This window comes from uncultured Algibacter sp. (genome assembly GCF_963976535.1).
Lineage (GTDB): Bacteria > Bacteroidota > Bacteroidia > Flavobacteriales > Flavobacteriaceae > Algibacter_B.
Window position 1 is genome coordinate 1 of sequence record NZ_CAXBLF010000080.1, and the last position, 11225, is coordinate 11225.

An 11225-nucleotide genomic window follows, 5' to 3' on the forward strand; every position below is an offset into this window, starting at 1 on the left:
ATCAAAAATAATTCAAATTATAAAAATCGTCTGTTTCCGTCCAGACACTAATTAGAAACTTCTTTCAATACTTTTTCGAAGTCTTTTTTCATAGCATCTTTGCACTTCTTATCTAAACACTCAATGTTAGATTTTTCTATTGTTTTAGAGAGGGTTGTGTTGTTTTTTGTATACTTTCTACAAGCTCTACAATAAATTAAATGTATGTTGAGTTTTATCATTTCCCAGAATGAGGCTTCTTTGTATTGTGTTTTGTCACAAACATGATTTGCTTCATCGCAAGGAATCATAACCTTCATTTTACTCATAATTAAAACCAATTTTGTTTTAAACAATCAGCCATAGCTGTTCTAGCTCTATGAATGATTACCCACAGATTAGACGCCGTAATATTTAATTCATTACAAATAACTTCAGTCTCATAGCCAAGAATGGTTTTCATTTTAAAAACATCAGCTTGTTTTTGAGGTAATTTCTCCAGACAGTTATGTATGGCTTCTCCAAGTTCGTTGTTCTGTAAAGTGTCTTCAGCCGTTTTATCAAATGGGTCTGCAACACGTTCCTCCAGCCAGTCACCTTCACTTTCAGAGTCGCTGTAATTTATTCTTACTTCAGCTTTTCCTTTTATTGAATTTATCTTTCGGTAATGATCTATAATTTTTCGCTTTAAAATAGAAATGAGCCACGTGCGCTCACTGGCTTCTCCTTTAAAGTTTTTCATAGATTTCAAACCCGCTAAAAAGGTGTCTTGCACTAAATCTTGAGCTTTCTCACGATCACTAACACGCGCGATGGTGTAGTTGAAGAGATAATCAGAATAAAGGTCAATCCATTTATTAGGATCAATTTGATGATTGGGCATTATTGTAGCAAATTTTCTTTGAATTTCAAAAATAAGCTAAAAAATTGAATATTTTAAATTGTTATTTCAACAATCCCGCCCGCTTTAACAAAGCTTCAGGCTTAGGTTCTTGGCCTCTAAAACGTTTGTAAAGTGTCATAGGGTTTTCAGTGCCGCCTTGAGACAGTACATTGTCTTTAAATTTATCAGCCACTTTTTTGTTAAAAATGCCTTCTTGTTTAAAATATTCAAAAGCGTCAGCATCTAAAACTTCTGCCCATTTGTAGCTATAATACCCCGAAGCGTACCCGCCTTGAAATATATGAGAAAATGATGTGCTCATACAGGTTTCTTTCGTTTCAGGATATAATGAGGTATTTTTAAATATTCCATCTTCATAAGTTTTTACGGATTTTATGCTTGTTGGATCCTGACCATGCCAACTCATATCTAATAATCCAAAACTTAATTGGCGTAACGTTTGTATCCCTTCATGAAACGTAGCTGATTCTTTTATTTTTTTAACTAAGGACATCGGAATCACTTCTCCAGTTTCATAGTGTGTTGCAAAAAGTTTCAAGGCCTCTTTTTCGTAACACCAATTTTCTAAAACCTGACTTGGTAACTCTACAAAATCCCAGAACACACTAGTGCCAGATAAACTAGGGTAGGTGGTATTGGCTAACATACCGTGTAAGGCATGTCCAAATTCATGAAACAACGTAGTAACTTCATTAAAAGTTAAAAGTGATGGCTTTGTTTTGGTTGACTTTGTAAAGTTGCAAACAATAGATATATGTGGCCTGCTATTTACTCCGTTTTTGATGTATTGAGGTTTGTATGAGGTCATCCACGCGCCATTACGTTTTCCTGATCTTGGGAAAAAATCGGCATAAAAAATAGAAATAAAATCACCTTTTGAGTCTGTAACTTTATACGTTAAAACATCTTCATGGTATTTATCAATCGTATCAATTTCTTCAAAGTTTAAGTCGAATAACTTATTAGCTACTGTGAATGCACCGTCAATAACATTTTCTAATTTGAAGTATGGTTTTAACAATTCGTCATCAAGACTAAATAGTTTTTGTTTTAATTTTTCAGAATAATATGCACCATCCCATTTTTCTAACCTATTGATATTATCTAAACTTTTCGCAAAGTTTTCAAGGATTTTAAACTCGCGTTTAGCAGCTGGTTTTGCCTTTTCTAGCAATTCATTTGAAAATTTTAGAACTGTTTCGGGCGTTTCTGCCATACGCTCTTCTAAAACAAAATGCGCATGTGTTTTATAACCTATTAAATTAGCACGTTCATGTCTTAGATTCACAATTTGAAGCACATTAGCTTGATTGTCTAATGCATCTCCTTTAAATGCTTTTGCACCGGCAGCTAGTGATAACTTTTTGCGTAACTCGCGATTATCAGCATACGTTATGAATGGGATATAACTAGGATAATCTAAAGTAAATAACCAACCTGTTTTGTCTTTGGATTCTGCTAACTGTTTTGCGGCTTCTTTTGTGCCTTCTGGAAGCCCAGACAAATCAGCTTCATCGGTAATCAGCATTTCAAATTTGTTGGTTTCGGCTAAAACATTTTCACCAAACTTCAATTTTAACGTACTTAAACTCTTGTCAATTTCTCTAAGTTGTGTTTTCTTGTCTTCTGGCAAGTTTGCGCCATTTCTTGAGAAACTTTTATATTTTTTATCTAATAAAGTAGTTTGTTCTGTCGTTAAATTTAATTCAGATTTAGAATTATAAACCGTATTAACACGCTTAAATAAATGGTCGTTTAAGGTAATATCATTACTGAATTCTGACAATAAAGGCGAAACCTCCTGTGCTATTTTTTGAATCTCTTCATTAGTTTCAGCAGAGTTTAAGTTGAAGAAAATACTAGAAATTCTATCGAGTTGTTCTCCAGAAAAGTCTAGGGCTTCAATAGTATTCTCAAATGAAGGTTTTTCAGGGCTATTAACAATAGTATCAATCTCCTTTTTAGCCATTTTTATAGCTTCCTTAAAAGCTGGCAGAAAATCTTCTGTTTGAATTATTCTGAAAGGAGCGGTGTTATATTTAGTATTAAATGAAGTAATTAGTGTTTTTTTTGTCATTTGTTTAAAGAATATGTTAAAAATAAAATATACTATGTATGCATAGTATATTTTTTTATATTTTTGCCAGCAATAATACTAAGAGTGACTAACTCATGAGGATTATTTGTTAATAGCTAAAAAGCCCTCGAATAACTTCGGGGCTTTTTTTATTTTAAATCTTTAGCGGATTCGTTTACTTTAATCTTCAATCCTTCTTTATAAACTAAAATTTTATCTAGCACACATGTGTCACTAGTGCCAATAATTTGAGCGGCTAAAATACCTGCGTTTTTTGCTCCGTTTAATGCAACTGTAGCAACGGGAACACCACCAGGCATTTGCAGAATAGAAAGGACTGAATCCCAGCCATCAATAGAATTGCTGCTTTTTACTGGAACACCAATAACTGGCAGCGGAGATAAAGAAGCAATCATTCCAGGTAAATGAGCCGCTCCACCGGCACCAGCAATAACTACAGAAAATCCTCTGGTGTGCGCATGTTTACCATAATCAAATAATTTTTCAGGGGTGCGATGTGCTGAAACAATATCCACTTCAACTTCTATATCAAAACCTTTTAAGATATCTATGGCATCTTGCATAACTGGTAGGTCGCTTTTGCTACCCATAATGACTCCTACTTTCATAATAAATTCCAATTTTTAAATTCCAAAACCCAAATTTTACTTTTTGGAATTTTGTTTTTGTTATTTGGTGCTCACTGACTTATAACTTTTATACTTTTTTTTACTTCTTCAGCAATACGTCTCGCTTCATTTAAATCTTCATTCACAATGGTTACATGTCCCATTTTTCTAAACGGTCGCGTTTGCTTTTTACCATAAATATGCGGTGTTACACCATCCATATTCATGATGTCTTCAATATTTTGATAAACTACATTTCCTGTATAACCTTCAGCACCAACAAGATTTACCATAACACCACCAACTTTACTGTCTGTTCGTCCTAAAGGTAAATCTAAAATAGCTCTAATATGTTGTTCAAATTGTGAGGTGTAACTGGCTTCGATAGTTTGGTGACCAGAATTATGAGGTCTTGGGGCTACTTCGTTTACTAAAATTTTATCATCATTGGTTTGAAACATTTCTACAGCCAATAACCCAACATGCTTAAATGCTTTGGAAGCTTTTAATGCAACTTCTTCAGCTTTTTTTGCAACTTCTATAGAAATTCTAGCAGGACAAATAACATATTCTACTTGGTTCGCTTCGGGGTGAAATTCCATTTCTACTACTGGATACGTTTTAGTTTCTCCTGATACACGTCGCGCTACAATAACGGCTAATTCATTTTTAAAAGGAATTAAATCTTCAGCAATACATTCACCCTTTGGCAAACCTTCCAAGTCCGATAAATTTCTAACCACTTTTACACCATTTCCATCATATCCAAACTGTGCAGCCTTCCATACAAAGGGGAATTCTAAACCACCATTACCAACAGCATCTTCAATTTCAGATAAATAAGCAAATCGGGTAAAAACAGAGGTAGGAATGTCGTTATCTCTATAAAATAGTTTTTGTTTGGCTTTGTTTTGAATAGTTCTTAGTGTTTTTGAAGCAGGATAAACTTTAATACCTGCTTTTTCAAGCGCTTCTAAAGCATCTACATTAACGTTTTCAATTTCAATAGTTAAAACATCTACGTGTTTCCCAAAATTATAAACCGCATCATAATCCATCAAGTCTCCCAAATGAAATTCATTACTAGCAATTTTACAAGGTGCCTCTTCGCTGGCATCTAAAACCGAGGTAAAGATGTCAAACTTTCTAGTATTATAAAGTAGCATTTTACCTAATTGGCCACCACCAAGAATACCAAGTTTAAAATTTGAAGAAAAGTAATTCATTGAAATGCTTTTAATGAAACCTAAATAACGATACGCAAAAATACACTTAAATCTTAAAATAGTTCCTAAATCGTAAATCAAAAAATGGGTATTACCTAATGAATACTTAATACACCTAGATTTTAGAATTTTTGACTTTCTCTTTTCTCTTTTTTCTGCGTTAAAAATTTAAAAAATATCTATGGCTATGTATAAAATTTATGCCTTGATAAAAGAAAAAATAAATGCGTCAAATTCTCCTAAAACCTAAATGTATTGAGTATATTGATTATCTTTGCATCTTTAAAAATTAGTACTTGTGATAAAGCTACACGATAAATATTTTAAACCCTTTGTTTCTGCCAAGGAAATTGATGATGCTTTACAGCGTTTAGTTGATGAGATAGCTGAAGATGTAGGTGATGAAATCCCTGTATTTATTGGCATCTTAAATGGGTCATTTATGTTAACCAGCGATTTTGTTAAAAAGTATCCAAAAACGTGTGAGGTTACTTTTATAAAATTAGCGTCTTATGAAGGATTGAAGTCTACTGAAGATATTCAGAGATTAATTGGTATAACACAAGATTTAACTGGACGTACAGTAATTATTCTAGAAGATATTATTGATACAGGGAATACGTTACACGAAGTGCACAGGATTTTTAAAAACCAAAATGTAAAATCATTAAAAATTGCTACGCTTTTTTATAAACCTGAAGCATACAAAAAAGACTTTAAACTGCATTATGTTGGTATTGAAATTCCTGATAAATTCATAGTTGGTTACGGCTTAGATTATGATGGGTTAGGACGGAATTTACCAGAAGTATATCAAATAAAAGAAACACAACACATGACAAACTTAGTGCTATTTGGCCCTCCGGGAGCAGGCAAAGGAACACAAGCAGAATTTTTAAAAGAGAAATATAATTTAGTACATATTTCTACAGGTGATGTTTTTAGATATAACATAAAAAACGATACGGCTTTAGGTATGTTGGCAAAGTCTTATATAGAAAAAGGGGGGTTGGTTCCAGACCAACTGACTATTGATATGCTTAGTGTTGAAGTAGAAAAGAATGCAGATGCTAACGGATTTATATTTGATGGTTTCCCACGTACTAATGCGCAAGCTGAAGCTTTAGACAAGTTAATGGATAGCAAAGATTCTCAAATTAATGCTATGATTGCTTTAGAAGTTGATGATGCTATTTTAGTAAAACGTTTACTTGAAAGAGGAAAAACTAGCGGGAGAAAAGACGATGCTGATGAGACTGTAATTAGAAAAAGAATTAAAGTATACTACAACGAAACAGCTATATTAAAAGACTACTACACGGCTCAAGATAAATATTTTGGAGTTGATGGTGTAGGTAGTATTGAAGATATTACAGTACGTTTGAATGCTGTGATCGATAACCTATAAATTCCTGCAAAGGCAGGAATCTCATAATTAAAAACTATAACTTTGAGATTGAAGTTATAGTTTTTGTATTTTATAATTTCAATAAAATTATTTTCGTTTCCGCGGAAAAATTAAAAGTAAGAGTGAGAAAACTTTTAACTCATAACTTTTAACTTGAATCATGACTGAAGATTTGAAATTAAAAGGAGGACCGCCAGTGGCTGTCAGGTATTTTAGTTTAATATTTTCAATAATAATAAATAACTATGACAGAGGGAAATTTTGTAGACTACGTAAAAATGTTTGTGTCGTCCGGAAACGGAGGTAAAGGCTCTGTGCATTTACATCGAGAAAAATACATCACAAAAGGTGGCCCCGATGGAGGAGATGGTGGTCGTGGAGGCCATGTTATTGTTCGTGGAAAATCTAACCTTTGGACACTTCTTCATTTAAAGTTTAGAAAGCACTCAAGAGCTGGACATGGAGCACATGGTAGTAGTGGAAGAAGTTTCGGAGCCGATGGCGAAGATGTTTATGTTGATGTGCCATTAGGTACTGTAATTCGCGATACAGAAACGAATGATATCCTTTTTGAAATTACCGAAGATGGCGAAGAAATAATAGTTGCAGAAGGTGGTAAAGGTGGTTTAGGAAACTGGCACTTTAAAAGTTCAACCAATCAAACACCACGTTACGCACAACCCGGTATTCCCATGGAAGAAAAGTACGTAACCATGGAGTTAAAAGTACTTGCAGATGTTGGTTTGGTAGGCTTCCCTAATGCAGGGAAATCAACTTTATTATCAGTCGTTACTTCAGCAAAACCTAAGATAGCAGATTATGAGTTTACAACGCTAAAGCCAAATTTAGGTATAGTAAAATATCGCGATTTTCAAACCTTTGTGATGGCAGATATTCCTGGAATCATCGAAGGTGCTGCAGAAGGTAAAGGGCTTGGACATTATTTTTTACGTCATATTGAGCGGAACTCTATACTATTGTTTTTAATTCCTGCAGATGCTAAGGACATAAAAAAGCAATATGATATTTTATTAGACGAACTTAGAAGATACAACCCAGAAATGCTTGATAAAGAACGCATCATAGCCATTTCTAAAAGCGATTTGCTTGATGATGAACTTCAGGCAGAAATGAAAATTGAGTTAGATAACGAACTTCCTATTCCTTACTTATTCATTTCATCTGTAGCTCAAAAAGGGATTACAGAGCTTAAAGATTTGTTGTGGAAGATGCTGAATGATTAATTCCTTCTAATTCTTTAATTGTAAAGTCTTTATTTTTTTAGCTTTCTATATTCCAAATAAGAATAAACAACAGGGATTAAAGCCAATAAAACCGTAACCGAAATAAAGAAAACACCATTAAAATCTTTACTAGTCGTAAGGCTTGAAATCACAATAGCTAAACCACCAATAAACCAAATTTCCCCTGCTAGTTTATGTGTGCTTTTCCAAACAGATTCATGCTCTAATGTCCATGGGGTTCTAATTCCAATAAAATAATTCGCCTTTATGGTCTTCATATAATTTCCCAAAAGCATAAACAGTAACCCTATTGCGAGAATGATAAAAGAAGGGTTGGTAATCGATTGTTCTTTTACGCTATAAATAATAAACACTGCCAAAGCCGACATAAACAAAACCATTAAGAATTTTAAATTATCATATTTTTTCCCCATCGCCTGTATTCTTTTCTTAGGATCAATAAATGGGATTACGGTAAACAAAATATAAGTTAATCCAGAGAGCAAAAATGTTAAAAAAATCAATGATGATTTGTTTCCCCAATCATCAATCTCTCCCTTGTAATTCCAATGTATTGGTACCGTTTCGGGCAGCGAATTCCATATATAAGCCAAATAAACAAACGGAATCAAAACAACTATTAGCAACGGTATTTCTCTCTTTATATTCATGATTTTATTTTTTTAAAGTTATAATCCATTGCAGCACATCTTCTAAAATGGTTGTATTAATCGAATAGGTAATAAATTGCCCATTTTTCTCACTCGACACCAAATCTGCACGTTTCAAAATATCTAAATGGTGCGAAATACTCGGTTTCGAAATATTAAAAGCATCTGCAATCTCGCCAGCAGTCCTATCCTTGTCTTTTAATAATTCTAAAATTTGCCTCCGCGTTTCGTCATTTAATGCTTTAAATAAATAATTCATCAATTAGGTATTTAGACAAATATCTAAATAGTATTTGAATTTTACAAATATTTTAGCTATTAATTTTATATTTTGGGCGTTACCACAAGGGTCGGGCTTTACGTTACAAGTCCTCGCTCCGTGCCTCCGCTGTGGGCTTTCCACTACAATCCCTAACGCAACAGCAGAACAAAAAAGCAACATTGGAATAATTTTTGATTAAATTTATATAAAATTAAACCTATGCGATTTCTAAAAGCCACCATTCTAGCCTTACTTATTGTATCATGCGCACCCATTCGTGTTAATTATGATTATGATAAAACCACCAATTTCAATAATTATAAAACCTATCAGTATTATGCAGATATGGAAACAGGTCTAAGCGAGTTGGATACCAAACGCTTATTAAATGCCATAGATGCTAAAATGGAAACAAAAGGATTTAGTATTTCAGAAAATCCAGACTTTTTCATTGATATTAAAAGTACAGAATATCAAGCGCCGCAACGACAATCTATGGGTGTTGGATTAGGAGGTGGCGGACGAAATGTTGGTGGCGGAATTTCCATAGGCTTACCCATTGGTCAAGCCAATGTAAACCGACAAATCACTATTGATTTTGTTGACGAAAATAAAAAACAACTCTTTTGGCAAGCCATAAGCGAATCTAGGTTCAACCCAAAAGGGACCCCAGAAAAAAGAGAAACACGATTAATTGCTATTGTTGAAAAGGTATTGTCTGGGTATCCATCAGAAAAATAAAACGTTTTGTCATTCCTGCCTTTCGTCTGCGCTCAAGATAAACTCTGGCAGGAATCTTTTTAATTTTTAACCAATCGTTTACTGGCAATTAACATATTACCAGAATAGAAATTTGTTAGATAAACCCCTTGGCTTAAATTACTAATATCAACTTGTGTGTTTTCGTAATTAGAAAGACGAGCAGACTTTACTTTTTTTCCATCCAAACTAATAATTTCAACTCTTAAATCAGAATTTGTGTTGCTTTCAAACTTTAAATTCAAAATACTATGAGCCGGATTTGGGTAGAATGAAATATTGAAATTATTTACCTCACTTTCAATATCATCTATTCCGTGCGATGAATAATTTATGGCCCAAGTCACGCTATAAACATGAAAGGTGTCATGATTATCTACTCTTAATAAAGGGGTATTATCATGTACAACGGTAGTTAATGCATTAGCGCCTTCAACCAAATCGGTTTCAAGAACAGAAAGCGCATCAACATTACTTGCAAAAGGTATCGTATTAAGTGTCCATTCACTTTCTAAAGTGTTTGGATTAGGTTTAATCAAATCAAATTGAAAATCCAAAGGAAACGTTGTTGGATTATCAACCGTATTATTGTTAGGGGTATAAGCATCAATTGGAGAAACTAAACTATGTATTTTTTCAACAATTCCTTCTTTGCAAACTGAACAAAAAGGATATCCTAAATAACGCATTTTACAACTTTGGTGTGGTCTATTCCATGTTGCCTCGGTTCCAGAAGTTCCGTAAGGATAAATACCAACACCACTTGTTCCTATCCAATTTTTCCATCTAACGTCATTGGTGTTAATTTCTTGAGTCATATTTATGGCTTCAGCAGCGAGAGCATCTCCAGGATAATATTCATCTTTCAAGTTAAAAAGCGAGTGTCCTATTTCGTGTATTATAATCTCATCACCACTAGTTCCAGTAGATGACGTAGCATAAGGGCCCCCAGATCCTCCGTATTCTAATGAATTAACGATAATAATAGGTTGATCGTATTCAGGTAAATTATCAGCTAAAACATTATAAATAGTGGCAGCATTATAAGTGTAAAGCAATCTATGATAACCTGCTGTATCAAATGACGTGTTAAAATAAGTATCTACAACTGCTATATCAATAACAGGTTCTGTCACGTCAGTTGCTGTTCCAGGATGATCAGTACCACTTTCATTAGATGGTACTTTTATAGCGTAAACATTAAAATATTCAGAATATTCATTAAACGGACTTTGGCTAAATAAACTATTAGAAAAATTTGTAGCGTCTGTAATAAACTTGTCTAGCTCAAGGGCAGTATAGCCATCTCCCATAAATACTAGATTTATACGTTTGTCTATATCACCAGATACTTTTATTGGTTCCACTTCAAATACCTGTGCAGATAAGTATAGGGTGTTACAAGCAATAAGTAAAAAGCATAAAAAAGATTTCATACTAGTTAATTTGGGTTTTGATGAGGGGATCGTTTTCAGCAAAGTTACTAATTGTTATGTATTTAGTATTGCTATTTAGCTGTAACCTTATTGAAAATTGTGTTTTGTCGAGTTTTATAGTTTCTGTTTTAAAGTTTTTGGAGTCATCAACATATTCAATTGTTTTAAAAAGAGGGTTCTTAATAAGAAGTTGATGTAACACCTTAGACTTTTTATCAAATTCAGTAAAAATTAAATCCCCAACAATTCCATTTTCAATAGATTCAAATGGAATAGGCTTTAATTTACCATCTACTATTTTTTTATTTATAAACTGAATAGTCCTTTTTCCGTTTAAAGTCTTTTCAATACTATAATTTAGAAATAGAATTTTTGAAGCGCCTTGAATCTCTGATTGATTTTCTGAAATAGCTTTACTGTTTTTACATCCATAAAAGAAAGAGAAGCAAATCAATAAAAGTAAAGTGAATTTATATGTAGTAAAACATTTCAAAACAATTAAGAAGTAAATTTGGGGTTAACGTTCTGTAAAGTTAAGCATAAAAAAAGAGGTTGTCTGAAAAAGTTAATTTTGGAGTAAATTGCCACATTGAGCATTGGTGAAATGAAAATATTTTTTCATTGAAAGCA

The 11225-nt window shown here is 33.2% G+C and carries 12 protein-coding genes; 3 read left to right on the forward strand and 9 right to left on the reverse strand.

The window, feature by feature from the left end:
• Nucleotides 1-47 precede the first annotated feature (47 nt).
• The 5 genes from AAC024_RS14665 to AAC024_RS14685 all read right to left on the reverse strand — a co-directional run bounded on the left by AAC024_RS14665 (nt 48) and on the right by AAC024_RS14685 (nt 4815).
• Nucleotides 48-308, reverse strand: a complete 261-nt coding sequence (locus tag AAC024_RS14665; RefSeq protein ID WP_339896247.1) for a hypothetical protein — start codon at nt 306-308, stop codon at nt 48-50.
• A gap of 2 nt (nt 309-310) precedes the next feature.
• The gene (locus AAC024_RS14670; protein WP_339896248.1) at nt 311-862 is read right to left on the reverse strand and encodes a sigma-70 family RNA polymerase sigma factor; all 552 of its coding nucleotides are present in this window, start codon (nt 860-862) and stop codon (nt 311-313) included.
• Between the two features lie 61 nt (nt 863-923).
• Nucleotides 924-2960 carry a M3 family metallopeptidase gene (locus AAC024_RS14675; protein ID WP_339896249.1) on the reverse strand — a complete coding sequence of 679 codons (2037 nt, stop codon included), beginning with the start codon at nt 2958-2960 and terminating at the stop codon, nt 924-926.
• Nucleotides 2961-3109: 149 nt separating this feature from the next.
• A complete protein-coding gene (gene purE, locus AAC024_RS14680; RefSeq protein WP_339896258.1) occupies nt 3110-3592 on the reverse strand; it encodes a 5-(carboxyamino)imidazole ribonucleotide mutase in 483 nt (160 codons plus the stop codon).
• A gap of 68 nt (nt 3593-3660) precedes the next feature.
• On the reverse strand, nt 3661-4815 hold the full coding sequence (locus AAC024_RS14685) for a 5-(carboxyamino)imidazole ribonucleotide synthase (RefSeq protein ID WP_339896250.1): 1155 nt from the start codon (nt 4813-4815) through the stop codon (nt 3661-3663).
• Between the two features lie 298 nt (nt 4816-5113).
• Here AAC024_RS14685 and AAC024_RS14690 point away from each other — a divergent pair, with 298 nt between their 5' ends.
• Nucleotides 5114-6223, forward strand: coding sequence for an adenylate kinase (locus AAC024_RS14690; RefSeq protein WP_339896251.1), 1110 nt, complete (start codon nt 5114-5116; stop codon nt 6221-6223).
• A gap of 245 nt (nt 6224-6468) precedes the next feature.
• Nucleotides 6469-7467, forward strand: coding sequence for a GTPase ObgE (gene obgE, locus AAC024_RS14695; protein WP_339896252.1), 999 nt, complete (start codon nt 6469-6471; stop codon nt 7465-7467).
• A 29-nt stretch (nt 7468-7496) separates the two neighbouring features.
• On the opposite strand, the gene AAC024_RS14700 is transcribed toward obgE, so the two are convergent.
• Nucleotides 7497-8138: an SdpI family protein gene (locus tag AAC024_RS14700; RefSeq protein WP_339896253.1), complete on the reverse strand. Its 642-nt coding sequence runs from the start codon at nt 8136-8138 to the stop codon at nt 7497-7499.
• 4 nt (nt 8139-8142) lie between these two features.
• The gene (locus AAC024_RS14705) at nt 8143-8397 is read right to left on the reverse strand and encodes an autorepressor SdpR family transcription factor (protein WP_339896254.1); all 255 of its coding nucleotides are present in this window, start codon (nt 8395-8397) and stop codon (nt 8143-8145) included.
• Between the two features lie 222 nt (nt 8398-8619).
• Here AAC024_RS14705 and AAC024_RS14710 point away from each other — a divergent pair, with 222 nt between their 5' ends.
• Nucleotides 8620-9141: a DUF4136 domain-containing protein gene (locus AAC024_RS14710; protein ID WP_339896255.1), complete on the forward strand. Its 522-nt coding sequence runs from the start codon at nt 8620-8622 to the stop codon at nt 9139-9141.
• 59 nt (nt 9142-9200) lie between these two features.
• On the opposite strand, the gene AAC024_RS14715 is transcribed toward AAC024_RS14710, so the two are convergent.
• A complete protein-coding gene (locus AAC024_RS14715) occupies nt 9201-10595 on the reverse strand; it encodes a M64 family metallopeptidase (RefSeq protein WP_339896256.1) in 1395 nt (464 codons plus the stop codon).
• A gap of 1 nt (nt 10596) precedes the next feature.
• On the reverse strand, nt 10597-11049 hold the full coding sequence (locus AAC024_RS14720) for a hypothetical protein (RefSeq protein ID WP_339896257.1): 453 nt from the start codon (nt 11047-11049) through the stop codon (nt 10597-10599).
• Nucleotides 11050-11225 lie beyond the last annotated feature (176 nt).

Coding starts and splice junctions, on each gene's coding strand:
- AAC024_RS14675 (WP_339896249.1), bottom strand. CDS start 2,960: ATGACAAAAAAAACACTAATTACTTCATTTAATACTAAATATAACACC.
- AAC024_RS14715 (WP_339896256.1), bottom strand. CDS start 10,595: ATGAAATCTTTTTTATGCTTTTTACTTATTGCTTGTAACACCCTATAC.
- AAC024_RS14705 (WP_339896254.1), bottom strand. CDS start 8,397: ATGAATTATTTATTTAAAGCATTAAATGACGAAACGCGGAGGCAAATT.
- AAC024_RS14670 (WP_339896248.1), bottom strand. CDS start 862: ATGCCCAATCATCAAATTGATCCTAATAAATGGATTGACCTTTATTCT.
- obgE (WP_339896252.1), top strand. CDS start 6,469: ATGACAGAGGGAAATTTTGTAGACTACGTAAAAATGTTTGTGTCGTCC.
- AAC024_RS14700 (WP_339896253.1), bottom strand. CDS start 8,138: ATGAATATAAAGAGAGAAATACCGTTGCTAATAGTTGTTTTGATTCCG.
- AAC024_RS14685 (WP_339896250.1), bottom strand. CDS start 4,815: ATGAATTACTTTTCTTCAAATTTTAAACTTGGTATTCTTGGTGGTGGC.
- AAC024_RS14665 (WP_339896247.1), bottom strand. CDS start 308: ATGAGTAAAATGAAGGTTATGATTCCTTGCGATGAAGCAAATCATGTT.
- AAC024_RS14710 (WP_339896255.1), top strand. CDS start 8,620: ATGCGATTTCTAAAAGCCACCATTCTAGCCTTACTTATTGTATCATGC.